The 25,432-nt window shown below is 63.8% G+C and carries 29 protein-coding genes; 18 read left to right on the plus strand and 11 right to left on the minus strand.

The genetic code is table 11. The features are described 5' to 3' along the window. Nucleotides 1-73 precede the first annotated feature (73 nt). From K1177_RS10445 to melA (K1177_RS10460), 4 genes are read left to right on the plus strand one after another with little or no spacing between them, the layout of a single operon-like run. The gene (locus K1177_RS10445) at nucleotides 74-1,084 is read left to right on the plus strand and encodes an ABC transporter permease (protein WP_224703242.1); all 1,011 of its coding nucleotides are present in this window, start codon (nucleotides 74-76) and stop codon (nucleotides 1,082-1,084) included. Between the two features lie 50 nt (nucleotides 1,085-1,134). Next, a complete protein-coding gene (locus K1177_RS10450; RefSeq protein WP_224703732.1) occupies nucleotides 1,135-2,265 on the plus strand; it encodes an ABC transporter permease in 1,131 nt (376 codons plus the stop codon). Nucleotides 2,266-2,276: 11 nt separating this feature from the next. Further along, nucleotides 2,277-3,947, plus strand: coding sequence for an ABC transporter ATP-binding protein (locus K1177_RS10455; protein ID WP_224703243.1), 1,671 nt, complete (start codon nucleotides 2,277-2,279; stop codon nucleotides 3,945-3,947). A gap of 12 nt (nucleotides 3,948-3,959) precedes the next feature. Beyond that, nucleotides 3,960-5,327, plus strand: coding sequence for an alpha-glucosidase/alpha-galactosidase (gene melA, locus K1177_RS10460; RefSeq protein WP_224703244.1), 1,368 nt, complete (start codon nucleotides 3,960-3,962; stop codon nucleotides 5,325-5,327). Between the two features lie 154 nt (nucleotides 5,328-5,481). Here melA (K1177_RS10460) and melA (K1177_RS10465) read toward each other — a convergent pair whose 3' ends face one another. Beyond that, complete coding sequence (gene melA, locus K1177_RS10465) at nucleotides 5,482-6,936, minus strand: alpha-glucosidase/alpha-galactosidase (RefSeq protein WP_224703245.1); 1,455 nt, start codon at nucleotides 6,934-6,936, stop codon at nucleotides 5,482-5,484. 104 nt (nucleotides 6,937-7,040) lie between these two features. On the opposite strand from melA (K1177_RS10465), the gene K1177_RS10470 reads away from it, so the two are divergent. The 8 genes from K1177_RS10470 to K1177_RS10505 all read left to right on the plus strand — a co-directional run bounded on the left by K1177_RS10470 (nucleotide 7,041) and on the right by K1177_RS10505 (nucleotide 12,668). Then, the gene (locus K1177_RS10470) at nucleotides 7,041-7,913 is read left to right on the plus strand and encodes an AraC family transcriptional regulator (protein WP_224703246.1); all 873 of its coding nucleotides are present in this window, start codon (nucleotides 7,041-7,043) and stop codon (nucleotides 7,911-7,913) included. A 111-nt stretch (nucleotides 7,914-8,024) separates the two neighbouring features. Next, nucleotides 8,025-8,504, plus strand: coding sequence for a MaoC family dehydratase (locus K1177_RS10475; protein ID WP_224703247.1), 480 nt, complete (start codon nucleotides 8,025-8,027; stop codon nucleotides 8,502-8,504). After that, nucleotides 8,501-9,058, plus strand: coding sequence for a MaoC family dehydratase (locus K1177_RS10480; protein WP_224703248.1), 558 nt, complete (start codon nucleotides 8,501-8,503; stop codon nucleotides 9,056-9,058). The genes K1177_RS10475 and K1177_RS10480 overlap by 4 nt, the downstream gene beginning before the upstream one ends. 32 nt (nucleotides 9,059-9,090) lie before the next feature. Beyond that, complete coding sequence (locus K1177_RS10485) at nucleotides 9,091-9,435, plus strand: hypothetical protein (protein ID WP_224703249.1); 345 nt, start codon at nucleotides 9,091-9,093, stop codon at nucleotides 9,433-9,435. A 149-nt stretch (nucleotides 9,436-9,584) separates the two neighbouring features. After that, the gene (locus tag K1177_RS10490) at nucleotides 9,585-10,493 is read left to right on the plus strand and encodes a dioxygenase family protein (RefSeq protein WP_224703250.1); all 909 of its coding nucleotides are present in this window, start codon (nucleotides 9,585-9,587) and stop codon (nucleotides 10,491-10,493) included. Nucleotides 10,494-10,658: 165 nt separating this feature from the next. Next, nucleotides 10,659-11,678: a TerC family protein gene (locus K1177_RS10495; RefSeq protein WP_224703251.1), complete on the plus strand. Its 1,020-nt coding sequence runs from the start codon at nucleotides 10,659-10,661 to the stop codon at nucleotides 11,676-11,678. A gap of 127 nt (nucleotides 11,679-11,805) precedes the next feature. After that, a complete protein-coding gene (locus K1177_RS10500) occupies nucleotides 11,806-12,198 on the plus strand; it encodes a VOC family protein (RefSeq protein WP_224703252.1) in 393 nt (130 codons plus the stop codon). Nucleotides 12,199-12,272: 74 nt separating this feature from the next. Continuing rightward, nucleotides 12,273-12,668, plus strand: a complete 396-nt coding sequence (locus K1177_RS10505) for a GFA family protein (protein ID WP_224703253.1) — start codon at nucleotides 12,273-12,275, stop codon at nucleotides 12,666-12,668. An 18-nt stretch (nucleotides 12,669-12,686) separates the two neighbouring features. On the opposite strand, the gene K1177_RS10510 is transcribed toward K1177_RS10505, so the two are convergent. From K1177_RS10510 to petA, 5 genes are all read right to left on the minus strand, one after another. Continuing rightward, nucleotides 12,687-13,220, minus strand: coding sequence for an adenine phosphoribosyltransferase (locus K1177_RS10510; protein WP_224703254.1), 534 nt, complete (start codon nucleotides 13,218-13,220; stop codon nucleotides 12,687-12,689). 24 nt (nucleotides 13,221-13,244) lie between these two features. Continuing rightward, nucleotides 13,245-13,439 (minus strand): hypothetical protein, encoded by a 195-nt coding sequence (locus K1177_RS10515; protein ID WP_224703255.1) that lies wholly within the window; start codon nucleotides 13,437-13,439, stop codon nucleotides 13,245-13,247. 142 nt (nucleotides 13,440-13,581) lie between these two features. Further along, nucleotides 13,582-14,454, minus strand: a complete 873-nt coding sequence (locus tag K1177_RS10520) for a cytochrome c1 (protein WP_224703256.1) — start codon at nucleotides 14,452-14,454, stop codon at nucleotides 13,582-13,584. 16 nt (nucleotides 14,455-14,470) lie between these two features. Continuing rightward, entirely contained in the window at nucleotides 14,471-15,721 is a 1,251-nt protein-coding gene (locus K1177_RS10525; protein ID WP_224703257.1) for a cytochrome b, read from the minus strand. Nucleotides 15,722-15,735: 14 nt separating this feature from the next. Further along, nucleotides 15,736-16,260, minus strand: coding sequence for a ubiquinol-cytochrome c reductase iron-sulfur subunit (petA, locus tag K1177_RS10530; protein WP_224703258.1), 525 nt, complete (start codon nucleotides 16,258-16,260; stop codon nucleotides 15,736-15,738). 235 nt (nucleotides 16,261-16,495) lie between these two features. Between petA and K1177_RS10535 the strand changes: the two genes are divergently transcribed. From K1177_RS10535 to K1177_RS10545, 3 genes are read left to right on the plus strand one after another with little or no spacing between them, the layout of a single operon-like run. After that, nucleotides 16,496-16,966 (plus strand): tRNA (cytidine(34)-2'-O)-methyltransferase, encoded by a 471-nt coding sequence (locus K1177_RS10535; protein WP_224703259.1) that lies wholly within the window; start codon nucleotides 16,496-16,498, stop codon nucleotides 16,964-16,966. A 20-nt stretch (nucleotides 16,967-16,986) separates the two neighbouring features. Further along, nucleotides 16,987-17,874, plus strand: a complete 888-nt coding sequence (gene hemF / locus K1177_RS10540; protein ID WP_224703260.1) for an oxygen-dependent coproporphyrinogen oxidase — start codon at nucleotides 16,987-16,989, stop codon at nucleotides 17,872-17,874. A 1-nt stretch (nucleotide 17,875) separates the two neighbouring features. Beyond that, nucleotides 17,876-19,048, plus strand: a complete 1,173-nt coding sequence (locus K1177_RS10545) for an AAA family ATPase (RefSeq protein ID WP_224703261.1) — start codon at nucleotides 17,876-17,878, stop codon at nucleotides 19,046-19,048. An 8-nt stretch (nucleotides 19,049-19,056) separates the two neighbouring features. Here K1177_RS10545 and K1177_RS10550 read toward each other — a convergent pair whose 3' ends face one another. Then, complete coding sequence (locus K1177_RS10550; protein ID WP_224703262.1) at nucleotides 19,057-19,623, minus strand: DUF2062 domain-containing protein; 567 nt, start codon at nucleotides 19,621-19,623, stop codon at nucleotides 19,057-19,059. Nucleotides 19,624-19,786: 163 nt separating this feature from the next. On the opposite strand from K1177_RS10550, the gene K1177_RS10555 reads away from it, so the two are divergent. Next, entirely contained in the window at nucleotides 19,787-19,990 is a 204-nt protein-coding gene (locus tag K1177_RS10555) for a DUF1059 domain-containing protein (protein WP_224703263.1), read from the plus strand. Here K1177_RS10555 and K1177_RS10560 read toward each other — a convergent pair. From K1177_RS10560 to K1177_RS10570, 3 genes are all read right to left on the minus strand, one after another. Beyond that, the gene (locus K1177_RS10560; RefSeq protein ID WP_224703264.1) at nucleotides 19,987-21,162 is read right to left on the minus strand and encodes a CCA tRNA nucleotidyltransferase; all 1,176 of its coding nucleotides are present in this window, start codon (nucleotides 21,160-21,162) and stop codon (nucleotides 19,987-19,989) included. The genes K1177_RS10555 and K1177_RS10560 overlap by 4 nt on opposite strands. After that, nucleotides 21,159-21,785, minus strand: a complete 627-nt coding sequence (locus K1177_RS10565) for a CoA pyrophosphatase (RefSeq protein WP_224703265.1) — start codon at nucleotides 21,783-21,785, stop codon at nucleotides 21,159-21,161. Before K1177_RS10565 ends, K1177_RS10560 begins: the two co-directional genes overlap by 4 nt. A 139-nt stretch (nucleotides 21,786-21,924) precedes the next feature. Beyond that, on the minus strand, nucleotides 21,925-22,485 hold the full coding sequence (locus K1177_RS10570; protein WP_224703266.1) for a GNAT family N-acetyltransferase: 561 nt from the start codon (nucleotides 22,483-22,485) through the stop codon (nucleotides 21,925-21,927). A gap of 350 nt (nucleotides 22,486-22,835) precedes the next feature. On the opposite strand from K1177_RS10570, the gene K1177_RS10575 reads away from it, so the two are divergent. Then, nucleotides 22,836-23,795: a glutathione S-transferase family protein gene (locus K1177_RS10575; RefSeq protein WP_224703267.1), complete on the plus strand. Its 960-nt coding sequence runs from the start codon at nucleotides 22,836-22,838 to the stop codon at nucleotides 23,793-23,795. Nucleotides 23,796-23,834: 39 nt separating this feature from the next. Here the strand turns inward: K1177_RS10575 and K1177_RS10580 are convergent, their stop codons facing one another. Then, complete coding sequence (locus K1177_RS10580; RefSeq protein ID WP_224703268.1) at nucleotides 23,835-24,311, minus strand: NUDIX domain-containing protein; 477 nt, start codon at nucleotides 24,309-24,311, stop codon at nucleotides 23,835-23,837. Between the two features lie 110 nt (nucleotides 24,312-24,421). On the opposite strand from K1177_RS10580, the gene K1177_RS10585 reads away from it, so the two are divergent. Next, a complete protein-coding gene (locus tag K1177_RS10585; protein ID WP_224703269.1) occupies nucleotides 24,422-25,312 on the plus strand; it encodes a metallophosphoesterase family protein in 891 nt (296 codons plus the stop codon). The last annotated feature ends 120 nt before the right edge of the window (nucleotides 25,313-25,432 follow it).

Genomic DNA, 25,432 nt, shown 5'->3' on the forward strand with positions numbered 1-25,432 from the left:
TCCGCCGCCACCCCTCTCCTTCACTTCCCCGCAAGGGTTAGGGGCCTCGCCCCGCTAGACTGAAGAGGCGATCATGCTTCGATTTGTGACAATGCGCGTGCTCGGCGCCATTCCCCTGCTGTTCCTGCTCAGCATCGTGACCTTTGCCATCATCCAGGCGCCCCCGGGCGACTATGGTGACACGATCCGCTCCATGCTGATGAACCAGGGCGGCGTGCCTGCGGTGCAGGCCGAAGCACAGGCCGAGATCTATCGCGAGGCCAATGGCCTGAACGATCCGATCATCGTGCAGTATTTCCGCTGGATCACCGGCATCGTCACCCGCTTCGACTTCGGCCATTCCTTCTTCTACAACAAGGATGTCGGCCAGGTTGTGAGCGAACGCCTCCCCGCGACCATTGCCCTGGCCCTGGTCTGCCATATCCTGGCCTCGCTACTCGGCATCGGCCTGGGCATCCTGGCTGCCACGCGCCAGTATTCCTGGGTCGACACGGGTCTGGGGATCATCTCCTTCCTCGGCATGACGATCCCGCGCTTCCTGCTGGCCATCATCATCCTCTATTTCCTCGTCTTCCGCTTCAACGTCTCGGAAGTGGGCATGTTCTTTTCTGCCCGCTATGGCGGGGCCCCCTGGAGCTGGGACAAGTTCGTCAACCTGATGACCCACATCTGGCCGGTCATCTTCATCGCCACGTTTGGCGGGCTCGCCTACAACATGCGTGTGATGCGCGCGAACCTGCTCGACGTGCTCAACAGCCAATATGTCGAGACCGCACGTGCCAAGGGGCTGCCGGAAGGCGCCGTGATCATGAAGCATGCCGTTCCCAACGCGCTGCATCCGCTGGTCGCCTACCAGGGTGTCGTGCTGCCTTACATGCTCACCGGCGAGATTGAAGTCGCCATCGTGTTCGGCCTTGCCACTGTTGGACCCGCAATCGTCGGCTCCATGGGTGTTGGCGACGTCTATGTCACCGCCACGTTCATGCTGGTGCTGGCCACCACGCTCATCATCGGCAACATCATTTCCGATGTGCTGCTCGTGGCGCTCGATCCGCGCGTCCGCCTGGGAGGAGGCAGCGAATGACCACCGAAAGCCGCTCCTCCATCCCGCTGCCGACCGAAGCCGGCGGCCCCATGCCGACGCCCGCGCACGAGGCACAGACCGACGCCCCCGTGGTCACCCGCTTTGGCTCGGGCAACGAGACCTATGCCCTGCTGGTGTGGCGCCGTTTCCGCCGCTCGCCCATGGGCATGATCGGCCTGGTGCTGGTCAGTCTGATGCTGGTGGTCTCCATCTTTGCCGACTTCTTCGCGCCGCTCGATCCCAAGCAGGCCAACCTGCCGTTCGCGCCACCCGACGTTATCGCGTTCGAGGACCCGGACGGCAATTTCAGCCTCATCCCCTATGTCTACCCAATCGGTGACACGGGTGAGTTCGACCCGGTGACGTTCCAGCCCCTGACCGGGCTGATCAAGGATAACCCGACGCCGACCGGCTTCTTCGTCACCGGCTATGAGTACAAGTTCCTGTGGCTCATTCCCTCCAACATCCACTTCTTCGGCTCTGTTGACGGGCGTCCCATCCAGCTGCTGGGCACCGACAAATTTGGTCGGGACATCCTGTCGCGCGGGATTGTGGGCTCCCGCATCTCCCTGATGATCGCGCTTGCCGTGGTGACCCTGACCACTGTGGTGGGAACGCTGGTGGGCATCACCTCCGGCTATATCGGTGGCCGCGTCGACAGTTGGGTGCAGCGCTTCGTCGACTTCGTGCTGGCCTTCCCGCAATTGCCGCTCTACCTGGCACTGACCTCGCTGATACCGGTGACGGCACCGTCCAATGTGTTCCTGACGTTCGTGATCTTCGTCATGGCCGTGCTGGGCTGGGCGCAACTGAGCCGCGAGGTGCGCTCCAAGACGCTGTCATTGGCCCGCATCGAATATGTCCGTGCCGCCATTGCGGTCGGCGCAACCGATGGCCGCATCATCACAAGGCATATCCTGCCCAACGTGCTCAGCCACATCATCGTGGCCATAACGCTGGCGATTCCGGGTGTGGTTCTGCTCGAGAGCTTTCTGGGCTTCCTGGGCTTTGCCGTGAAGCCGCCGCTGATTTCCTGGGGGCTGATGCTGCAGGATACCGGCACCTTCTCGGTGATTGGATCTTATCCCTGGATCCTGAGCCCCGTGATCTTTGTGCTCATCACCGTGTTCGCGTTCAACGCCCTGGGCGATGGCCTGCGCGACGCCATTGACCCCTATTGAGGAACCAGGCCATGACCGAACCAACCACCGCGCCTGTTTCCGACACGCGGCACGATCTGGGCAGCCACGGGCGTGAGCTGATCCTGGACGCACGCAACATCGGCGTCGACTTCCGCGTCGAGGGCGGTACCGTCAACGCCGTGCGCGACGTGTCCTTCCAGCTCCACAAGGGCGAAACCATCGCCCTGGTGGGTGAATCGGGCTCGGGCAAATCGGTGACCGCGCGCACGCTGATGAAGCTGCTCACCAAGCGCGCGACCATCCTGCCCGAGACCCAGATTACCCTGTCGGGCAAGAACATCGTCACCATGAGCGACCGCGACATGCGCAAGCTGCGCGGCAACGACATCGCGATGATCTTCCAGGAGCCCATGAGCTCGCTCAACCCGGTCTATACGATCGGGCAGCAATTGTGCGAGGTGCTGCACCTGCACAACAGGATGAGCCGTGCCGAAGCCATGACCAAGGCCGAGGCGCTGCTCGAGGAAGTTCAGATTCCCGAGCCCAAGGCCCGGCTGAACAACTACCCCCACCAGCTCTCGGGCGGCCAGCGCCAGCGCGTCATGATCGCCATGGCCCTGGCCAATCGCCCTGACGTGCTGATTGCCGACGAACCCACCACCGCGCTCGACGTCACGGTCCAGGCCCAGATCCTCAATCTGATCAAGGATCTCAAGGACAAGTATGGCATGGCGGTGATCCTGATCACCCATGACCTGACCGTGGTTCGCCAATTCAGCGAATATGTCTATGTCATGCAGAATGGTCGGGTGCAGGAGCACAACGCCACCGAGGCGCTGTTCGCCAATCCCACCCATCCCTATACCAAGCACCTGCTGGCGTCCGAACCCAAGGGCACGGCCAACCCCTTGGCCGAAGGTGCCCATGAGACTGTGCTTGAAGGCAAGCAGGTCAAGGTCAGCTTCACGCTCAAGCGCGGCGGCCTCTTCAAGCCCGACTTCTTCGAGCTCAAGGCGGTCGACAATCTCGACATCAAGCTGATGCGCCACGAAACCCTGGGCATCGTGGGAGAATCCGGCTCGGGCAAGACCACCTTTGGCCAGGCCCTGATCCGGCTGATTTCCAACCAGGGCGGCCAGATCTTCTTTGATGGCGAACGCATCGACACCAAGGACCGCGCGGCCATGCGTCCGCTGCGCTCGCGCATGCAGATCGTTTTCCAGGACCCCTTCGCCTCGCTCAACCCGCGCATGTCGATCCGCCAGATCATCGAGGAAGGGCTGATCGTCAACAATATCGGCGCCAATCGCGCCGAGCGCGGCGATCGCGTCCGCCAGGCCCTCAAGGACGCCGGCATGCCCGATGGCGTGCTCAACCGCTTCCCGCATGAATTCTCGGGCGGCCAGCGCCAGCGCATCGCCATTGCCCGCGCCATTGCGCTCGAGCCCGAGTTCATCCTGCTCGACGAGCCCACCTCGGCGCTCGATCTGAGCGTCCAGGCCCAGATCATCGACCTGCTGCGCAAGCTGCAGGACGAGAAGGGCCTCTCCTACCTCTTCATCAGCCACGATCTCAAAGTGGTGCGCGCCCTCTGTCACCGGGTGATGGTCATGCAGTACGGCAAGATCGTCGAACAGGGACCGGTGGCCGATGTCCTGACCAACCCTCAAACCGAATACACGGCCCGCCTGGTACGCGCCGCGTTCGAAATAGCCGCCTGATCGGAGCATCCAATGGCAAACCCCAAGATCACATTTATCGGTGCCGGTTCGGCCGTGTTCATGAAGAACATTGTCGGCGACATCCTGCAGCGTCCGGCCCTGACCGGCGCCACTATCCGCCTGATGGACATCAACCCAACGCGCCTCGAAGAGAGCGAGATCATTGCCAAGAAGCTGATCGCTACCCTGGGCGTGCCGGCGACCGTCGAGACCTATTCCAACCAGCGCCAGGCGCTTGATGGCACCAATTTCGTCGTGGTCTGCTTCCAGATCGGCGGCTATGAGCCCTCGACGGTCATCGATTTCGACGTCCCCAAGAAGTACAATCTGCGCCAGACCATTGCCGACACCCTGGGCGTGGGCGGCATCATGCGCGGCCTGCGCACCGTGCCGCACCTGTGGAGCATCTGCGAGGACATGCTGCAGGTCGCGCCCGACGCGATCATGCTGCAGTATGTGAACCCCATGGCCATCAACACCTGGGCCATCTCGGAAAAATACCCCACCATCAAGCAGGTCGGGCTTTGCCACTCAGTGCAGGGCACGGCCATGGAACTGGCCCACGATCTCGACATTCCCTACGACGAGATCCGCTACCGCTCGGCCGGCATCAACCACATGGCCTTCTACCTCAAGTTCGAGCATCGCCAGGCCGACGGCAGCTATCGCGACCTCTATCCCGATCTGCTGCGCGCCTATGCCGAAGGCCGCGCCCCCAAGCCGACCTGGAACCCGCGCTGCCCCAACAAGGTGCGCTATGAAATGCTCACCCGCCTGGGCTATTTCGTCACCGAAAGCTCGGAACACTTCGCCGAATACACGCCCTATTTCATCAAGGAAGGCCGCGAGGACCTGATCGAGAAGTTCGGTATTCCGCTCGATGAATATCCCAAGCGCTGCGTCGAGCAGATTGCCAATTGGAAGAAGACCTCCGAGGACTACAAGAAGGCCGACCGCATCGAGGTCAAGCAGTCCAAGGAATACGCCAGCTCCATCGTCAACTCGGTCTGGACCGGCGAACCCTCGGTGATCTACGGCAATCTGCGCAACAATGGCGTCATCACCAGCCTGCCCAACAATGCCGCGGTCGAAGTGCCGTGCCTGGTCGACGACAATGGCCTGCAGCCCACCTATATCGGTGAACTGCCGCCGCAGCTGACCGCGCTGATGCGCACCAACATCAATGTGCAGGAGCTCACCGTCCGCGCGCTGGTGGAAGAGAACCGCGAGCACATCTACCATGCCGCCATGATGGACCCGCACACCGCCGCCGAACTGGATCTCGAGCAAATCTGGAATGTCGTCGACGACCTGCTCGAAGCCCATGGCAGCATGCTGCCCGAATGGGCCCGCGGCCCGCGCAAGCAGCGCGTCGCCTGATATCTCACTGAGGCCAGCCTCAGGCTGACCGGGCCCCGATGCCACTGGCATCGGGGCCTTTTGCTGCGCGAGCACTGGCCCGGTCGGCACGACAATGCCGGAACGAAAAAGGGCGCCCCGAAGGGCGCCCGATCCGGGAGGACATCCGGATGGTTTAGTGGTGGCCACCCACCATTTCGCGGAGCTCTTCGACCGAGCGCACGCGCTTGCGGGCAGCGCCTTCCCACTCGATGGTCTTGACGGTCGATTTGGCCATGCGCTCCTTGGCGGCCGGCACGGCATCGGCATATTGCGGCAGCCACTGGGCCTGGGCCACCACCATCTCGTCGACCATCGCCCACACCTCGTCGGGCGTGCAGATGGCGCCGACCAGCGGGTCATGCAGCACGGCCAGCTTGAGCGTATCGATATTGCCCGTCATTGCCGCCTCGACCGAGAGGCGCTGCACCGAGACCGACACTGAGCAGGTCGCCGCGCAGGCGGTCGGCAGGGTGATGCCTTCGACCATATTGATGCCGAAGCGATCCACGAAGCCGGGGCTTTCGATGATGGCGTCATCGGGCAGATTGGTGATGATGCCATTGTTGCGGCGGTTGAAATGGCCGCGATAGGTGCGCCCGGTTTCCATCGCCTCGATGATGTAGCTGGCGTGTTCGGTGGTCCGCTTGTGTTCGCTCAGCGGCTTGTTTGCCTGCTCCTTGAACATCGGGAAGTCGGTTTCGAACCAGTTGCGACGCTCGGTGGAGTGACGGAGATAGCCGCCGGTCTCGCCATGGATCCAGTCGCTCATGTCGATCCAGCGATTGATCTCCTCGGGACGCTTGCGATACCACGGCAGGTATTCGCTCAGATGGCCATTGGACTCGGTGGAATAGACACCGAAGCGCTTGAGCACGTCGATGCGCACCTTTTCCTGCTTGGAATAGACCGGGTGCGCCTCAAAGCCAGCGATCAGCTCGTCGGCCTCGATCTTGCGGCCCTTGGCGCGGATGTCGATGTACCAGGTCTGGTGATTGATGCCGGCACAGACATAGTCCAGCTCGTCGTCCGTGACGCCCAGCACATTGGCGATCTGGTGCGCGCCATGCTGCACGCCGTGGCACAGCCCCACCACGTTGACGCCGCCATACTGCTCGGCGGCCCAGGTGTTCATGGCCATGGGGTTGGCATAGTTGAGGAACAGCGCGCCGGGCTCGGCGACCTCGCGGATATCCTTGCAGAAATCCAGGATCACCGGGATGTTGCGCTGGCCATAGAGAATGCCGCCGGCGCAGATCGTGTCGCCCACGCACTGGTCGACGCCATATTTGAGCGGGATGCGGATATCGGTGGCAAAGGCATCGAGGCCCCCAACGCGCACGCAGCTCATGACATAGCGCGCGCCGGTGATGGCCGCGCGGCGATCCGTCGTTGCGGTCACCTTGGCCGGCAGCTTGTTGACCGACACGATGGTCTCGATGATCTGCCGGGCCATATCCAGATTGGCCGGATTGATATCGGTCAGCGCGAACTCGCAATCAACGAATTCGGGGACCTTGAGCAGATCCGAGATCAGGGTCTTGGTGAAGCCGATCGAACCGGCACCGATGACCGTAACTTTGAATGACATGAGCGTCCTCCACTGGTCGCATTTGCTGCGAATTGGTGCCCATAGTGCTAGCCGTTGCCACAGCATAAGTGGTAGAGAAAGCTTGTGCGATTGCGGGTAATTTTGTGCTCACTGAACTGATCAACTATGGCCATCGCGTGCGTCGGCTGGAGCTGCCGAAGTCGGCCGTGCCGCTCCATTGCATGGCGGTCAGCGCCGGCTATGAGCAGCGCATCAACGAAGTCTATTCCTGGGATGGGCTGCAGCGCGGCGATGCGCCGTTCCTCGTCATCCAGCACACCCTGGTCGGTGAGGGCCGGCTCGATTTCGCCGGCACGCATTATCGGCTGACGCCCGGCCAGACCATGGTGCTGAGCCTCCCTCATGCCCATCGCTACTGGCTGGAGCGCGGTGGCCATTGGGAATATTTCTGGATGGTGCTCAACGGACGCGAGGCGCTGCGCCTGGCCCGCGAGATCATCGATGCCGCCGGCCCCGTCTCTACCCTGCCCATGCCGATTGTCGATCGCCTGGCCGCCGCCTGCCTCACCCTGATCGACCGCACCGACATCAGTCCCGGCGAAGCCTCCAGCGCCACCTACGCCGCCATGACAGCCCTGCACGACGGCGTCTTTTCCGCCCGCGCCACGCCGGAGCGCAGCCTGCCCCCCGCCATGGCCCGCGTCGTCACCCATATCGAGGCCAATCTGGCCCGCCCCTTGCAGGTCGAGCGCCTTGCCGCCGTCGCCGAAATGAGCCGCGGCCACTTCGTCCGCCAGTTCACCCTCGCCACCGGCCAGGCACCATCCGACTTCGTGCTGGCGCGCCGCATCGACCATATCGAGCGCCTGCTGCTGGCCACCGACATGACGGTGGCGGCCATTGCTACCGCGACCGGCTTCGCCGACGCCAACTACATGGCCAAGGCCTTCCGGCGCAAGCGCGCCATGGCGCCGCTGGAGTTTCGTCGCAACGGGCGCCTGCGCGCCGGAACGTGACAGCACATTGCTGGCCGGCGGGCGCCCGGCCCGGGCACATTTTGGGTTGAATCCGGGTTGTCTTGGGCGCACAAAGGGCGCACATGGGCGGTTGACCTATAGGGCAATGCAATGACCAATACTGTAACTGCGGACCGCAGGCACTTCGAGGATCTCGCCGTTGGCGAGGTGATCACCCTGGGCCACACCAAGGTGACCCGCGAGATGATCATCGGCTTCGCCAAGCAGTTCGATCCCTTCCCCTTTCACCTCGACGAAGCCGCCGCCAAGGCCAGTCTTCTGGGCGGTCTGGCCTCCAGCGGCTGGCAAACCGGCGCCCTGAGCCTGCGCATGCTGGTCGACAGTTTCCTCAGCACGGTCGCCTCCGCCGGCGGCCTGGGCTTTCGCAACCTCAAATGGAAGAACCCCGTCATGGTCGACGACACCATCGGCGGCACCGTCACCATCGTCGAGCTGCGCCGCTCCGAAAGCCACCCGCAATGGGGCATCGTCACGCTCGACTTCGACGTCCGCAACCAGAAGAACGCGCCGGTCCTCACCATGCGCCTGGCCAATCTGGTCGATACGCGCAACCCGGGAGCCCAGCCATGACCCGCTGGTTTGAGGACATCGTGCTCGGCGAGGAGTTCGCCCTTGGCGATCATATGTTCAGCCAGGACGAAATCACTGCCTTCGCCACGCTCTACGATCCGCAATATTTCCACATCGACCCCGAGGCGGCCCGCCAGAGCCACTTTGGCGGCATTGTCGCCAGTGGCTGGCACACCGTCAGCATCGGCCACCGCCTGATGGTCGACGCCCTGTTTGCCGAGGAGGACCGCCTGCGTGCACTCGGCCAGGAGCCTGGCGTCTCCGGCCCCTCCCCCGGCGTGAACAGCATGGACTTCAAGGTGCCCGTACGCCCCGGTGACACCGTGCGCTACACCCTTGTGGTCACCGACAAGCGCCCGTCGAACTCCATTCCCGGCTGGGGCCTGTTGTTCAATACCATCACCGCCGTCAATCAGCGCGACGAACTGGTCTATCGCGCCGAACTGGTCGGCTTCTCCAAGCGCCGCGATTATGTGATGCCGCTTTCACTCAAGCTGATGCAGGCGCTGAGCAAATCGCCGGTAATCGGCAAATGGATCAAGCGCGGCTCTTGAAAGCCGCGCGCCGGACCGGCACTGTCTCCGACATGCGCCGAATCGCCCTGACTGCCGCCCTGATCGCTCTGACTGCCTCGCCCGCTCTGGCCCAGAGCTTTGAGGGCAATTGGGGCTGCCGCGATGCCGACGGCACCAAGGCCGGCATGCTGACCATCTATGGCGGCGTCTATGGCTTTGCCTCCACCATCGTTGGCGACACCAGCTCCGGCACCGGGACCATCACGGGCTATCAGGATGGCGTTGGCTTCAATGATGGCGCGCTGAAAGCATCGCGCGGCATCGAGGCTGGGCGCATCGTCGCCCATCCCAATGCGGGCGTCGCCATTCAGCTGGAGACCAAGACGGCCGCCGTCATGCTCTGCACGCCACGCTAGGCGCCGGCGGCCAGGGTCTGCCGCTTCGGGCAGGACATTGCCAATCTTTCATCGCTTGGACGCACCCCGGTTAGTTTGGGCGCCCTATCTAGGGTGCACCAGATGAACCGCCTCTCTTCTGGAATAGGGGGCCGCAGGAAGGAATGCGCATGTCCATGCACGATGACAACGATCACCACGAACACGATCTGGGGCTCGCCCACGATCTCAAATTCATGCTCGGCCGCCGCAAGCTGCTGGCGCTGATGGGCGGCGTTGGGGTCGCGAGCCTTTCGGGCCTGCCTGCCCTGGCGCTCGAATGCGTCGCCCTGCCCTGGGAAACGCAGGGCCCCTATCCGGCAGACGGCTCCAATGTCCGCGACGGCCAGGTGATCAATGCCCTGACCCAGGAAGGCGTGATCCGGCAGGACCTGCGCCCCTCGTTCGGCACGCTCACCCCGGTCGCCGACGGGCTGCAGTTCGACCTCGAGCTCACCCTGGTCAATGCCGATGGCTGCACCCCGCTGGCGGGCCACGCCGTCTACATCTGGCACTGCGACACCATCGGCAAATACTCGCTCTACGACATCACCGATGCCAATTACCTGCGCGGCGTCGGCATCTCCGATGCCGATGGCAAGGTGAAGTTCACCACCATTTTCCCCGGCTGCTATGACGGCCGCTGGCCACATATCCATTTTGAGGTCTTCGAGAGCGCGACCAAGGCGGTCAGCGGCGACAACGCCCTGCTGACAGCCCAGATCGCCATGCCCGAGGCCGAATGCAGCGCGGTCTATGCCGCCGACAGCCGCTATTCCAGCAGCACGCAGAATCTGGGCCGCATCACCATCCCGACGGACAATGTGTTCGGCGACAATACCGCCGAGGAAGTCGCCCAGCAGACGCCGGCCATGAGCGGGAGCCCCACCACCGGCTACACCGGCACCGTGACCATTCCGATCGACTTTACGGCCGAACGCAGCACCGGTGCATCAATGCCGGCGGGCGGTGCGGGCGGCCCACCTCCCGGCGCCCCCGCCGATGGCAGCCAGCCTTCGGGCCCGCCGCCGAGCAACTGACCGCAAGGCATATCTGGCCCCCGTTTTCACATGGCGCGGAGACGGGGGTTGAAATTTGCGCCGTTTCATCCATGTTAGGGGCGCAGCGCCGGGCCCCTCTGGCGAGAGCCTGTTTGCTCTCGTGATGTCGGAGCTGCTCCAAACTCTCATGGAGAAGGTCCGGCGATGGATTCGCTACTTGCAGCCCTGATGGGCGATTTTCTGGGTACCCCCGTCTATTTCTGGATCGCGTTCATCGCGATCGTTATCGGCCTGTTGGTCTTTGACCTGGGCATTCTGCACAAGGACGATCACGAGATCGGCGCCAAGGAGAGCCTGACGCTCTATGGCTTCTATGTCGCGATCGCCATGGCCTTTGGTGGCTGGGTCTGGTGGCAGCGCGGCGCACAGGCCGGCCTCGAATTCTTCACCGGCTACCTGATCGAGCAGTCCCTGGCGATGGACAATATGTTCGTCATCGCCACCATCTTCGGCTTCCTCGCCATCCCCCGCATTTACCAGCACCGCGTGCTGTTCTGGGGCATTTTGGGCGTCATCGCCTTCCGCGCCATTCTCATCGGCCTGGGCGCGGCCCTGGTCTATCAGTTCAGCGCGATCCTGTTCTTCTTCGGCGCCTTCCTGGTGTTCACCGGCATCCGCATGTTCCGTCATCAGGACGAAACGCCCGATATTGCCGAGAACCCGGTGTTCCGCTTCATCACCAGCCGCTTCCGCGTGACCAAGGAACTGCATGGCCACAACTTCACGGTGATGCAGCCCCACCCCAAGACGGGCAAGCTGGTGCGCTGGCTGACCCCGCTGGCCGTCGCCCTGATCATGGTCGAGGTGGTGGACCTGGTCTTTGCCGTCGATTCCGTGCCCGCCGTCTTCGCCGTGACCCAGGACACCTTCATTGTCTACACGTCCAACATCTTCGCCATCCTGGGCCTGCGCGCGCTCTACTTCGCCCTGGCGGCGGCGATGAACCGCTTCCGCTACCTGCAGACCTCGCTGGCCATCATCCTGGTGCTGGTGGGTATCAAGATCTTCCTGGTGCCCCTGGGCATCAAGATCGACACCCTGCTCTCCCTGCTGGTGACGGTATCCATCCTGGCCGGCGGTGTCCTGTTCTCGCTGTGGAAGACCCGCAACGAGCCCGACATCAGCGCCGAGCAGCAGCCCAAGACGGGCCAACTCGAGCCCTAGATCGAATTGCTGGCAGAGCGGCGCCCAGGCGCCGCTCTCGCCCGTCCCGCCGTGCCGTGCCCGCCTGCGCCAGTCTTGCCGCATTTTCCCGCTAACCAGCGAGGGAATTGATGACAAGGAGACGACCATGGGCAAGATCCACGAGATCGTGTTCGATTGTGAGAAGCCGGCGACCCTCGCCGCTTTCTGGGCCAGCCTGCTCGATGGCTATGCGGTCCGCAGCACCGATCCCGCAACCTTGGCGGCACTGTCAGACCTCGGCCTCGAGCCAGTGCCCGAACCCACGGTGATGATCGACGGCCCGGGTCCCTCGATCTGCTTCCAGAACATCGACGGTCGCCGCCCGGACAACAACCGCGTGCACTTCGACATTGCCGTCGACGACCGCGCCGGCCTCGTCGAGACACTGACCCAGTCAGGCGCCGAGACCGTCCGCGTGCTGCCCACCTACACCGTAATGCGCGACCCCGAGGGCAACCAGTTCGTGATTGTCGACACGGCCGTTGAACTGGCGGCGTGACGTCAGGCAGGTCTGCTGACACAGTCTGACGTCGCAAGGCGGCACTTTGGGCCCGGTCCAAAAGGAGCCCTGCCATGTCCCTGACCCTCAAATGCCATTGCGGCGCAACCCAGATTACCCTGCCACGGCCTCCGGCCCGCGCCGGTCGCTGCAACTGCACCTATTGCGCCCGCGCCGGGGCGGTGTGGGGCTACTACGGCGAAGGTGACCTCACCATCGTGGCAAACGAGGGCGAGCGCACCTACAGCGCCAGCGGCCTGAACAGGCACCATTTCTGCGGCACCTGCGGCATGCAAACCTGGGGCGACTCGCCGGACTGGAGCAGCATGTACAATGCCGACGGCACGCCCAAGGACGGCGTGGGCGGCATGCCGACGGCGCGCAGCTACTCGGTCAATCTCAATCTCATTGACGATTTTGACTGGAGCAGCGTGACGGTCGACGAATTCGACGGCCGCCACAACTGGTAGGCGCCTCAGCGCACTGGCTCAGTGGCCGTCAAATTCCATGAGCGCCGTCACCGGTACGCCTTCGGCGGCCAGCTTGGCGGCCCCGCCCAGTACGGGCAGGTCGATGACAAAGGCCGCGCCGGCCACAGTGGCGCCGGTGCGCCGCAAAAGCCCCGCAGCCGCAATGGCCGTGCCGCCGGTGGCGATCAGGTCATCGACCAGCAGCACCGTATGGCTGTGGTCGATCACATCGGCATGGATCTCGATAGTGTCCACGCCGTATTCGAGCGCGTAGTTCTGCCCGATGGTCTCGCCGGGCAGCTTGCCCTTCTTGCGCACGGGAATGAAGCCCACGCCCAGCGCAATGGCCACGCCGGCGCCGAAGATGAAGCCGCGGGCCTCAATGCCGGCGACATGGGTAATGCCCTTGCCGCGATAGAGGCTGGCGATGTCCTCAACGCTCTGCTTGAAGCCCTCCGGATGCTCGATCAGCGTGGTGATGTCACGAAACAGGATCCCCTTCTTGGGATAGTCCGGAATCGTGCGCACGAGGGCCTTGAGGTCGAGCGACATGGCAAACCTAACAGAGAGTAAGAATCAGGGGAGACGGCGGCCAATCAGGTGCCGCGCGACAACGCCGGCGTTATAGGCCGCCTTGCGCGTGACCTTGATGGCTGTTTCGCGGGCCTGGGGATTGCTGGCAACGGCCGTTATCCCCGCACGCACCACAGGGTGACGGCTCAAGGTGAGGGCGGCACCGACGACGGTGGCGGCAAGGCGGATGGCGGACATGCTGGCTCCCCGGCGCAAGAGACGATCACCCCTCCATATTGCGGGCCTGCGCCCGATTGGCAAGGGGCAGCAGCGTCACAACCTCGCAAACGACAAAGGGCCCCATCGGGGCCCTTTGAGAATTTGGATGATGTCGAGGCGATCAGTGCTCGATGCCGGCCCAGATCTTGCGCTTGGTGCCATACATCAGGCCCGCAAACAGCACCAGGAACAGCAGCACGGCAAAGCCGGTCTGCTTGCGCGAGACCAGGCCCGGCTCGGCCATCCACATCATGAAGGCAGCAACGTCCTTGGAGTACTGGTCCACCGTCAGCGGCACGGCGGCCTCGCCCTCGGCCACTTCATAGGAGATCTGGCCATCCTGCAGCGGCGGCGCCATGCCGATGGCGTGACCGGGGAAGTAGTCGTTGTAGTACTTGCCTTCAGGCAGTTCGAACGGGGTGCCGTCAGCATTGTGCGGCGCCGATTCCGGCACTTCTTCGTGGTAGCCGTTCAGCAGGGCGTGGATATAGTCCGGGCCGCCTTCGGAATAGCCGGTGAAGTAGTTGAAGATCCAGAACGGGAAGGCGTCATGCACGCCACGGGCCTTGGCCAGCACCGAGAAGTCCGGCGGCAGCGCGCCGCCATTGGCATCGCGGGCATCCTGTTCGGTGGCGAACGGCGACGGCCAGCGATCGGCAGCCACGCCCTTGCGGGTGCCGCCGTCAGCGGTGGAGTCGGCAATGTCATACTCGGCGGCGAGCGCCTTGACCTGCTCTTCAGAGAAGCCAGGACCGCCCTCTTCAGCCAGGTTGCGGAACGAGATCAGCCGGGCGCTGTGGCAGCTCGAGCAGACTTCGCGGAACACCTGAAAGCCGCGCTGCAGCTGGTTCTGGTCATAGGTCCCGAAGATGCCGGCAAAGCTCCAGCTCTGCTTCTCGATATGCGGGGCCTCTTCAGCCGCCTGTGCTGCCGGCATGCCGGCGAGCCCGGCCAGAATGGCCACAGTGGCAAGGATCGTCTTGGTATTGAACATGGTTCCTGCCCCTCTCTTACGCATGCGACTTGCTGAGGACGCTTTCCGAGATGCTGGTCGGCAGCGGCCGGGGCGTCTCGATGCGGCCAAGGACTGGCAGAATGACGATGAAGTGGATGAAGTAGTAAGCCGTGCAGATCTTGGACAGCAGCACGTAGATGCCATCGGCCGGCTGCGCGCCCAGATAGGTCAGGGCCACGAAGTTGATCACGAACAGCCAGTAGAACCAGCGGAACATCGGACGGAAATTGCCCGAACGCACCTTGGAGGTGTCCAGCCACGGCAGCAGGAACAGGATCAGGATCGAACCGCCGAAGAAGATCACGCCCAACAGCTTGGAGTCGATGAACAGCAGGTTGAAGTCGATGGCGCGCAGGATCGCGTAGAACGGCAGGAAGTACCATTCGGGAACGATGTGGGCCGGCGTCACCTGGCTGTCGAACTGGATGTAGTTATCCGGGTGACCCAGGATATCGGGGGCAAAGAAGATGAACCACGCGAACGGGATCATGAACAGCACCATGCCGAACAGATCCTTCATCGTGTAGTAGGGGTGGAAGGGCAGCGTATCGCGGCTGTCCTTGACGTCCACACCAGTGGGATTGTTGTTGCCCGGCACGTGCAGCGCCCAGATGTGCAGCGCAACGACCGCGGCAATCACGAACGGCAGCAGGTAGTGTAGCGAGAAGAAGCGGTTGAGCGTGGGGTTGCCCACCGAGAAACCGCCGCGCAGCAGCTCGAGCAGCGGCGTACCGATGACCGGGATGGCCGCGAAGATATTGGTGATCACGGTCGCGGCCCAGCCGGACATCTGGCCCCAGGGGAGCACATAGCCCATGAAGGCGGTGGCCATCATCAGCAGGAAGATCAGCACGCCCAGGATCCACAGGATTTCGCGGGGCGCCTTGTAGGAGCCGAAATACATGCCGCGGAAGATGTGGATGTAGACGGCAGCAAAGAACATCGAGGCGCCCACGGCATGGGTGGCCTGGATGATGCGGCCGCCGTTGACGTCGCGACGGATATGCTCGACCGAGTCGAAGGCCATGGCGATATTGGGGGTGTAGTGCATCGCCAGGATCACGCCGGTGACGATCTGCACCAAAAGGCACATCACCAGGATCGCACCGAACGTCCACCAGTAGTTGAGGTTCTTCGGCGTCGGGAAATCCATCAGGTGCTCTTTGGAGAACCGGATGATCGGCAGGCGTTCATCGAGCCACTTCTCGATGCCCGAGCCGGGTGTGTAAGTCGAATGTTCAGACATCGGAGAAGCCCCCACTAACCGATCTTGATCAACGTATCGTTGATGAATTCATAGGGCGGCACGACCAGGTTGGTCGGCGCGGGCCCCTTGCGGATACGACCGGCAGTATCGAACTGCGAACCATGGCACGGGCAGGCCCAGCCATCGAATTCGCCGGACTCGCCGACGGGAATGCAGCCCAGATGGGTGCAGTTGGCGATCATCACCAGCCAGTTCTCGTGGCCTTCCTTGGTCCGGGACTCATCGGTCGCGGGATCCTTGAGCTCGCTCAGCGGAACGGCCTTGGCCTCTTCGATCTCCTTGGCCGTGCGATTGCGCACGAACACGGGCAGACCGCGCCAGAGAATGGTCACCGACTGACCTTCCTCGATGCCGGCAAGGCTGAATTCGATGCTGGCCAGAGCCAGGGTCGAAGCGTCCGGGTTCATCTGGTTGATCAATGGCCAGACGACCGCAGCAGCGCCGACTGCGCCGACTGCACCGGTTGCGACAAACAGGAAATCCCGCCGTGTCGTTGAATGTTGTGTTTGCGTGGCCAAGGTCCGTATCCCCGTACAAAGCAGATCCGACGCAGCCTGCAGCAGCAACACCGTTCTCGCATACGCAGAATCGGCAGCCGTCCGCCCTCAAGCGGCCCGTCAGTTGCGGCTCTTTTTGCACTGTCCCATGCGCTTGTCCAGTGATCGCAACCGTGACAGCCCGCATCTGCGACACTATACCCAGCCCAGCCCCGTAAAACCGGGCATTTTTCACCCTGATCACCTGGGGACTGCCATGCCGGTCGATCTCGCCCTCTACCAGCCCGACATCGCCAACAACACCGGCACCCTCATTCGGCTGAGCGCCTGCCTGGGCACGATCATCCACATCATCCACCCCACCGGCTTCGTCTTTTCGCCCAAGAACCTGGCGCGGGCCGGGCTGGACTATGTCGATCAGGCGTCCGTGCGCGAGCATGACAGCTGGAGCCAGTTCGACGCCTGGCGGCGGGCCGAGGGGCGGCGACTGGTGCTGCTCACCACCAAGGCCGAGACCAGCCTCTACGCCGCCCGCTTTGAAGACAGCGACATCCTGATGATGGGCCGGGAAAGCGCGGGCGTCCCGGACGCCGTCGCCGAGGGGGCCGACCTGAGGCTGCGCATCCCCATGCGCCCCGGCCTGCGCTCGATCAACGTGGCCCTGGCGGCCACTTTGGTGCTCGGCGAAGCAAAAAGACAGACCGACGGCTTTACAGGCCTCGTTTGAGCGTTCATTTCACTTCCATCATGACAGACGCTCCCGCCGCTCTCCCGCCCGACATTGACGCCAAAAAGGCCACGGCCCAGGCGTGGTTCCGCACTCTGCGCGACCGCATCTGCGCGGCCTTCGAGGCCATCGAGGCCGAACACCAGGGTCCCAATGCCCATCTGCCTGCCGGCACATTCGAGCGCACCCCCTGGGACCGCGCCGCCGGCGGCGGCGGCGAGATGGGCATGCTGCACGGCCGCGTCTTCGAAAAAGCCGGCGTGCATATCTCGGCTGTCCACGGCGAGTTCTCGGCCGATTTTGCCAAGCAGATGCCCGGCACCGAAGCCGGCGCCCAGTTCTGGAGCGCCGGGATTTCGCTGATCGTGCATCCCTGCAATCCGCATGTGCCGGCCGTGCACATGAACACGCGCATGATCGTCACCGGCAAGCAGTGGTTCGGCGGCGGCGCGGACCTCACCCCCGTGCTCGATCGGCGCCGCACCCAGGACGATCCCGACACGGTCGATTTCCACGCCGCCATGCGCGCTGCCTGCGCTGACCGGCCCGGCGTCGACTACGACCGCTACAAGGCCTGGTGCGACGAGTATTTCTTCCTGCCCCACCGCAACGAACCGCGCGGCATCGGCGGCATCTTCTACGACCACCACAATTCGGGCGACTGGGACGCCGACTTTGCCTTCACCCAGGCGGTGGGCGAGGCCTTCCTCGGCATCTATCCCGCGCTGGTGCGGCGCAATGTCGATACGCCCTGGACCGAGGCCGATCGCCACGAGCAACTTGTGCGCCGCGGCCGCTATGTCGAGTTCAACCTGCTCTATGACAGGGGCACCACATTCGGCCTCAAGACCGGCGGCAATGTGAACTCGATCCTCTCGTCCATGCCCCCGGAAGTCCGCTGGCCCTGACATGACGCTGACAGCCGTTGAGATCACTGGCTACCGCTCCATCCGCAAGATCCGGTTTCCGGTGCGGCAGTTGACGGTGCTGGTGGGTGGCAATGGCGTGGGCAAGACCAATCTCTATCGCTCGCTGGAGCTGCTGCAGGCCGCTGCACGCGGCACGCTGACCGACGAGATCGCGCGCGAGGGTGGCCTTGGCTCCATATTCTGGGCCGGCGGCAAGAATCTGAGCCCCGATGGCGGCTTTGATCCCAAATATCGCACCGATGGCTATCGCAAGGGCGAGGGCAACAAGCTGCAGTTGGCGGCCGGCTTCGCTGACCTCGCCGATGGCGACTTCGATCCGACCTATCGGCTTGAGCTGGGCTTTCCCACCCCGACGGCTGCCGCCTTTCCCAATGAAGCGCAGGTGACCCATGAGTCCCTTGATTGGCAGCAGCGGGGCAAGCCGGTCAATCTGATGGAGCGCAAGGGCGGCGTGATCTGGGCGCGGGATGCCGAGGGTCGACGCGAAACGGTCGATGATGATGTGCTGGCCAGCGAGACGGCGCTCGCCGCGCTGTCAGGCCGCACAGAGATCGCCCTGGTGCGCGACTCCCTGATCGCCTGGCGCTTCTTCCATGGCTTCCGCACCGATGCCGACTCGCCCCTGCGTCGTCCATCGCGCGCCGTCACCGCCCCGGCCCTCGCTTCCGACGGCAGCAATCTGGGCGCAGTCCTGGCAACGCTGCATCATATCCGGGGCGACCGCGTCGATCTCGACCGCGCTGTTGCTGACGCCTTCCCGGGCGCGGAACTGGTCATTCCGGAGGTCGGCGATTTCGCCAGCTTCGGCATGCGTTACGAGGAAATGCCCAAGCGTGTGTTCGGGCCGCACGAGCTGTCGGACGGAACGCTGCAGTTTCTGGCGCTGGCCGGAGCTTTGCTGTCCTACCGCCTGCCGCCCTTCATCGCGCTCAACGAGCCCGAGAACAGCCTTCACCCCAGCCTTTTGCCGGTGCTGGCGCAATTGATCGTCAAGGCGGCTGAGCGCAGCCAGATCTGGGTCGTCACCCATGCGCGAGACCTGGCCGACGCCATAGCCGCCGAAAGCGGCATCCTGCCACGCGAAGTGATCCGCGATGACAATGGCACCTGGCTGGATGGCCTGACCCAGATCGGCGAATTCGACGACGACTGACGGCGGACCTAATTGGTGGATGACGGGGCTGCGTTGCCGGCCGCGAGGCGCTTGTCTGCCAGGCGGGCCTGCCGCAGCGCGCGGAAACGGGACACCAGCGCCCGCACCACCACGTAGAACACGCCATAGACCAGCACGGCGATCGGCAGGCCGCCGATCATCATGGTCTGAAAGCTGGGCCAGATGGCTTCAAAGCCAGCCGAGAACAGGCCATGGCTGAGCTGCTCGCCCGTTGCCGCCAGTTGTGCCTGTTCTCCCGTGCTGACGCCGCCACCACCCAGGATGAGGTCGCCCAGCCCATAGGCCGCGGCAAAGAAGAACGGAAACGTCAGGGGATTGCCCCAGGCGGTGCCAATGGCCGCGGCAATCATGTTGCCGCGCGTGGCAAACGCCAGCACGAAGCCGAGGAAGAAATGCAGCCCGATGAGCGGCAGCATGGACACGGCCGCCCCCGAGGCGACCCCGGCAGCGATGGCATGTGGACTGGCCGAGAGCCGCATCACCCGCTTGACCAGATAGCGGCTATAGCGTCGCAGACCCATGCGCGGCCACACCACGTCCCTGATCTTGTTCACCAGCCCTGCCCGCATGCGTTTTCAACCCTCCGATGGCCTCGCGCCGACAGGCTATGAGCAAACCGCCGCCGCACCCAGGAAAACTATCGTGATATCTGCACTGGCGTCAAAATATGGCCCCTTTGGTGGTGTCTTCTCAAAAAGTCGAAACAAGGAGGACATGATGAAACGCTTTGAGTCTGCGTCATTGATCCCCGGTGCCACCTGGGTTGCCCAGGCCGACAGCGAGGCCGAAGTCGTGCGCCGTGCCGTGGAAAACCTGCGCCGCCTGCATGGCGAGGACCAGGTGCGTCCCGAAATGATCGATCGCATCAAGGAGCGCATCACCGACACCGATGCGTCCGAGCCGCGCAAGTTGCACGGCTAGACCGAGACCTTCGTCAGCAGAGCTGCCTTCCCCAAGGTAAAGCCGCTGTCGATCCAGATCCGCTCGAGCTGCGCCAGCTGTGTTCCTATGGCCGGCCCGGGCGGCACACCGATCTCCATGAGATCATTGCCCTTTACCGGAAAGGGCGGCACCACCAGACGGCTTAGCATGCGCGCCGCTTCCGCCAGATGCGCCGGGCGCCAATCGTCTCGAGCGGCTGCGAGTGCCAGCCCCTCCACCGCCACTTCGCCATGGCGATAGGCGGCCTCGCCGATACGATCGGCAGCCAGGATATCGGCGGCCACCAGCGTCGCCCGCGCCGTTTTCACCAGATCGCCAGACAGCCGCCACATCGCCTGGGCGTCGTCGATCCTGCTGCCGGCCAGCAGCGCCAGCCGCGTGGCCGGCGCTTGTCCGCCGAGCAGTTCATAGCGCAGCAAGGCCTTGGCCACCGCCTCCTCGATCTGCAACAGGCCGATCCCGGCCATAGTCGCCAGCGTCATGGCAACGCGGGGCAACCCCAGCATCCGCACCATTTCCTGCCCGATCCGCTCGCGCGACAAATGGTCGAGCGCATGGACGGCGTCAGCACAGGCCGACAAGCCCGCCTGATCGAACTGTTCGCCGCCGTGGCTGGCCGAGAAGCGGAAGAAGCGATAGACCCGCAGACCGTCTTCGGCGATGCGCTGTCGGGCGTCCCCGATGAAACGCACCCGGCTGGACAAGGCATCGTCCAGCCCGCCGAGCGGGTCATAGAGCGTGCCGTCGGCCGCGCAATAGAGCGCGTTGAGCGTGAAATCGCGCCGGCTCGCGTCGAGAACCCAGTCTGTCCCAAAGGCCACCACGGCGTGCCGCCCATCGGTTTCGGTATCCTGCCGCAGCGTGGTGACCTCTGCCAGCGTCTCGCCCAGCTTCAGCGTCACCGTGCCATGCGCAAGGCCGGTGGGATAGGTGGCTATGCCTGCCGCCTGGGCGCGCGCCATCACTTCGTCGGGCAGCAGCTCGGTCGCCATGTCGATGTCGGGATTGGCACGCTGCCGCTCCAGGATCGTATCGCGCACCACGCCGCCCACCGCGCGGGTGCGCCGCCTGTCGCCGTCCAGCGCGGCAAAGATCGCCTGCGTTTCCGGCCGCCGCAGCCAGTCCGCCGTCTGCAATGCGGCCACGCTCACGCGGCCACCTCGCCCATGGCCAGGTCACGAAACAGACGGGTAATGTTGGCGGTGATGCCCCAGATGCGATGGCCGTCGTGGTCGATCTGCCAGGTGCGGTGCTCCTTGCCGTCGCGAGTGATGCGAAACTCGCCATAGCTTTCCGGATGGAGAATGCGCGCCAAGGGTACCTCGAACACCGAATGCACTTCGCCTGGATTGGGCACGAACGGCCCGGAGGGCCAGACCTGCGCGACCACCGGGGTGATCAGGTAGTTGGTGCCGGTGAAATAGGTCGGCATGAAGCCGATGACCTCCGCTTCGCTGCGCACCATGCCCACTTCCTCATGTGCCTCGCGCAGCGCCGCGGCGGCCACATCGGCATCGCCGGCATCCACCTTGCCGCCGGGAAAGGCCACCTGGCCGGAGTGCGAGCGCAGGTCGGGCGAGCGCTCGGTATAGAGCACGGTGACGCCCTCGGGCCGCCGGATCAGGGCAATGAGCACGGCCGCCGGCACAGGCGGACGGTTGAACGGACGCGGCGGCGCCCAATCGGGCACCAGTCGCTCCGCCGCCGGTGCGGGCGGCGGCACCGCAAGCAACCGGCCCGACAGACGGTCGATAAAGCTGTCGTCAGACGTCAACGCGTCACCAGAATTGGTTTCATCGCCAAAGATTAGAACAGCGCACGCGCAGTGGCTACCCGCACTGCAGAGGTGGGCGCCTGGCACCAAGCCGTCAAGTCTGCAGACGCCATTGGCCCGCCAGTGGCGGGCCAGGCAATCAGCCCTGCTGCCAGGCCGCGATCGGGCCAGAGAGCGTTGCGGCCAGGCTCTTGTCCTCGGCAAACAGCAACACGCGGGTGGGGTCCACCGGGCCGGGGAATTCGATATTGCCCGGCGTCGTCGGCTCCCAGCCCAGCGGGCAGTAATAGTCGCGATCACCGACCAGCATGACGAACTTGCCTTCGCCACGCTCCAGCGCCCGCCGCGTCACTTCCCGCGCCAGGAGTTTGCCCGCGCCCAGCTTGCGGAACCCGGGATGGGTCGCCAGCGGGCCCAGCATATAGCCATTGAGGCCACCAATGCTGATCGGCGTCATCCACACCGAGCCACAGGGCGTGCCGTTGACTTCGGCAACCAGGCTCAGGCTCTTGTCGATGGGCAGCCGCTCGCGAATGCGAAAGGCCGTGCGCGCAAACCGGCCCGGACCAAAGGCCAGGGCCTGCAGCTCTTCAATGAAGGCATCATCGCCCGGCTGGTCAGCGGGACGAACAGTGGGAACCCGTACAGGCGATGAGGTGACAGCAGCAACCGCAGCCGAGGGCGCAGGGACAAGGGACATGGCAGGATCCAGATTTGGGAATGCGTCGAACAACCCGGCGCGCAACATGCACCGGCACAAGGGGGACCGCTTACGGTCGTCGAATCAAACGCAATACCTTCACCATCCTGGGCGCCTCCACGCCTGAAAATCGCATTAGCACCACCGGCGCGGCACGTAAACAAAAACTCATTGTCCAACCCCGCAAAATGGGGACCTGGCCGCCAGCTGTGTCCGAAATGCACAACGCTTCGTTACGTCAATGCGGACTTATCCCTCGCGCCAGACCGCCCTATGTGTAAACCAACGCAGGCAACAGCCCCGATAAGACGCGCTGATGGCGTCGACAACATGACGGAAAGGCTTCGATTGTGGGACAATTGATAGACGGAAAATGGTCCACCCAGTGGTACGACACCAAGAAGACCGGTGGCAAATTCGAGCGCAGCCAGGCTGGGTTCCGCAATTGGGTCACCGCTGATGGCAGTGCAGGCCCCTCGGGCGATGCCGGCTTCAAGGCCGAGCCCGGCCGCTACCACCTCTATGTCTCGCTGGCCTGCCCCTGGGCGCACCGCACGCTGATCTTCCGCAAGCTCAAGAACCTGGAAGACCTGATCTCGGTCTCGGTGGTCTCCCCCAAGATGCCCGACGAGACCGGCTGGAGCTTTGACACATCCACCGGCTCAACCGGCGATGCCCTGTTTGGCAAGGAAACGTTGTGGCAGGTCTATACCCAGGCCGTCCCGGACTATACCGGCCGCGTCACCGTGCCCGTGCTGTGGGACAAGCAGACCGGCCGTATCGTGTCCAACGAGAGCTCGGAAATCATCCGCATGTTCAACTCGGCCTTTGACGAGCTGACCGGCAACACCGAGGACTATTACCCCGCCGAGCTCCGGTCGGTGATCGATCCCATCAACGACCGCGTCTATGACGACATCAACAACGGCGTCTACAAGGCCGGCTTTGCCACCACCCAGGCCGCCTATGAAGAGGCAGTCGGCAAGCTGTTCGACGCGCTCGACTGGGTCGAGGCCAAGCTGGGCGAAACCGCTTACCTCACCGGCGACAGCATCACCGAAGCCGATTGGCGCCTGTTCACCACGCTGGTGCGCTTCGACGCGGTCTATGTCGGTCACTTCAAGTGCAACCGCCGCCGCATCGCCGACTATCCGAACCTGTCGCATTATCTCAAGGCGCTCTACGAGGTGCCAGGCGTCAAGGAAACGGTCGACCTCGCCCACATCAAGACGCACTATTACTGGAGCCACATCACCATCAACCCGACGCGGATTGTCCCGACGGGTCCGGATCTGGAATTCCTCAAGTAGCTCGCTTCGGCCCCTCCCCACGGGGAGGGGCCGCTGGCCTCAGTAGCCCCAGACGTCGCGCTTGGGCACGCGGTCGAAATATTCATCGATGCGCTGGCTGGTTGCCGGCGTCACCTTGTCGGGCAAGGCATGGCGGTCGAACCAACCCACTTCGGCAATCTCGCGGTCCGGCTTGCGCTCAAACACCTTCTCAAAACCATGCGCGACATAGAAGGCCACATGGTCACGATCGGTCACCGGGCTGGAATTATGGTAGATGCCGAACAGTTCCATCGGTCCGACGATCTTGTAGCCGGTCTCTTCCAGGGTCTCGCGCGCGCCCGCCTGCTCCAGCGTTTCGCCCGGGCTCACCCCGCCGCCCGGAAACTGCCAACCCGGCACATAGGTGTGGCGGATCAGCAAGACCTTGTCGCCATCCACCACCATCACCCGCGACCCCATGGTCAGCCGGTGCCAGAACCCCTTGAGGGTCAGGAACACCTTGGCCAAAAGCCTTTGCCGGCGATTCATCTGCATGCGAACTCTCCTTGGGTGCCTACCGGTATCAGAGGTTTGATGACCACAAAATCAACCGGCGGGGCGATTCTGCATTTTCTTGCCGGCTGCCATCTGGCATTACGCCTGCGATGATCACCCTGGCCCACATTTCCGACATCCACCTTTCCCCGATGCCCGAGGTGGGCTGGCGCGATCTGCTCGGCAAGCGCCTGACCGGCTACCTGAACTGGAAGCTCAAGCGCCACGACGAGCTGAACAGCGAGACGCTGGCGAGCCTTGTCAGCCATCTGCAGACCCAGAATGCCGATTTCACCGCCGTCACCGGCGATCTGGTGAACCTGGCCCTGCCCTTCGAGATCGAACGCGCCGGCCGCTGGCTGCGGGCGCTGGGCCAGTCGGACAAGATCGCGGTCTGCCCCGGCAATCACGACGCCTATGTCTCGGGGGCACTGGAAGCCGCCCAGCAGAACTGGGGCGAATATATGCAGGGTGAAACCCTGGACGCCGCGGTCTTCCCCTTTGTTCGTCGCGTCGGCGAGCTGGCCGTGATCTCTTGCTCCAGCGCTGTGCCCACCCGCCCCTTCCTGGCAGTCGGACGCTTCGACGAGGCCCAGGCCGACCGCCTTGGCCGCATTCTCAAGGTCATGGGTGAGGCCGGCTATTTCCGCACCGTGCTGATCCACCACCCGCCCAATCCCGAATTGCAGCATCCCTCCTTTGGCCTCAAGGGACATAAGCTGTTCCGCTCGGTGATCGCCGAACACGGCGCCGAGCTGATCCTGCATGGGCACACCCACCGCTCGTCGATCCACTCCATCCCCGGCAAGGGTGCCGAGGTGCCCGTCGTCGGCGTCGCTGCGGCCAGCTCCGCCCAGGGCGGCACGCTCGATGATCCAGCCCGCTACAACCTGTTCCGCATCGAGCGCGCCGGCAATGGCTGGAGCTGCACCATGCGCGAGTTCGGTTACCAGCGCCTGGGCAGCGAGATCGTGATGCGCCTGCAGATGCGCATCTGCTGATCGGCAACTGCCTCACTCCAAACCAACTTCAGTGCCATCAGACTCCCGCTGGCCGACATGTGAGCCAGCCCCTCCCCCCGGCCCGGCAAATCACCTATATGAGGGGCACCGCCAAGAGTG

It is taken from the genome of Devosia aquimaris, from assembly GCF_020169335.1.
GTDB lineage: Bacteria > Pseudomonadota > Alphaproteobacteria > Rhizobiales > Devosiaceae > Devosia > Devosia aquimaris.

Bases quoted from the DNA above. Each gene is read 5' to 3' on its own strand.
- K1177_RS10445 (WP_224703242.1), top strand. From the start codon at position 74: ATGCTTCGATTTGTGACAATGCGCGTGCTCGGCGCCATTCCCCTGCTG.
- K1177_RS10450 (WP_224703732.1), top strand. From the start codon at position 1,135: ATGCCGACGCCCGCGCACGAGGCACAGACCGACGCCCCCGTGGTCACC.
- K1177_RS10455 (WP_224703243.1), top strand. From the start codon at position 2,277: ATGACCGAACCAACCACCGCGCCTGTTTCCGACACGCGGCACGATCTG.
- melA (WP_224703244.1), top strand. From the start codon at position 3,960: ATGGCAAACCCCAAGATCACATTTATCGGTGCCGGTTCGGCCGTGTTC.
- melA (WP_224703245.1), bottom strand. From the start codon at position 6,936: ATGTCATTCAAAGTTACGGTCATCGGTGCCGGTTCGATCGGCTTCACC.
- K1177_RS10475 (WP_224703247.1), top strand. From the start codon at position 8,025: ATGACCAATACTGTAACTGCGGACCGCAGGCACTTCGAGGATCTCGCC.
- K1177_RS10480 (WP_224703248.1), top strand. From the start codon at position 8,501: ATGACCCGCTGGTTTGAGGACATCGTGCTCGGCGAGGAGTTCGCCCTT.
- K1177_RS10485 (WP_224703249.1), top strand. From the start codon at position 9,091: ATGCGCCGAATCGCCCTGACTGCCGCCCTGATCGCTCTGACTGCCTCG.
- K1177_RS10490 (WP_224703250.1), top strand. From the start codon at position 9,585: ATGTCCATGCACGATGACAACGATCACCACGAACACGATCTGGGGCTC.
- K1177_RS10495 (WP_224703251.1), top strand. From the start codon at position 10,659: ATGGATTCGCTACTTGCAGCCCTGATGGGCGATTTTCTGGGTACCCCC.
- K1177_RS10500 (WP_224703252.1), top strand. From the start codon at position 11,806: ATGGGCAAGATCCACGAGATCGTGTTCGATTGTGAGAAGCCGGCGACC.
- K1177_RS10505 (WP_224703253.1), top strand. From the start codon at position 12,273: ATGTCCCTGACCCTCAAATGCCATTGCGGCGCAACCCAGATTACCCTG.
- K1177_RS10510 (WP_224703254.1), bottom strand. From the start codon at position 13,220: ATGTCGCTCGACCTCAAGGCCCTCGTGCGCACGATTCCGGACTATCCC.
- K1177_RS10515 (WP_224703255.1), bottom strand. From the start codon at position 13,439: ATGTCCGCCATCCGCCTTGCCGCCACCGTCGTCGGTGCCGCCCTCACC.
- K1177_RS10520 (WP_224703256.1), bottom strand. From the start codon at position 14,454: ATGTTCAATACCAAGACGATCCTTGCCACTGTGGCCATTCTGGCCGGG.
- K1177_RS10525 (WP_224703257.1), bottom strand. From the start codon at position 15,721: ATGTCTGAACATTCGACTTACACACCCGGCTCGGGCATCGAGAAGTGG.
- K1177_RS10535 (WP_224703259.1), top strand. From the start codon at position 16,496: ATGCCGGTCGATCTCGCCCTCTACCAGCCCGACATCGCCAACAACACC.
- hemF (WP_224703260.1), top strand. From the start codon at position 16,987: ATGACAGACGCTCCCGCCGCTCTCCCGCCCGACATTGACGCCAAAAAG.
- K1177_RS10545 (WP_224703261.1), top strand. From the start codon at position 17,876: ATGACGCTGACAGCCGTTGAGATCACTGGCTACCGCTCCATCCGCAAG.
- K1177_RS10555 (WP_224703263.1), top strand. From the start codon at position 19,787: ATGAAACGCTTTGAGTCTGCGTCATTGATCCCCGGTGCCACCTGGGTT.
- K1177_RS10570 (WP_224703266.1), bottom strand. From the start codon at position 22,485: ATGTCCCTTGTCCCTGCGCCCTCGGCTGCGGTTGCTGCTGTCACCTCA.
- K1177_RS10580 (WP_224703268.1), bottom strand. From the start codon at position 24,311: ATGCAGATGAATCGCCGGCAAAGGCTTTTGGCCAAGGTGTTCCTGACC.
- K1177_RS10585 (WP_224703269.1), top strand. From the start codon at position 24,422: ATGATCACCCTGGCCCACATTTCCGACATCCACCTTTCCCCGATGCCC.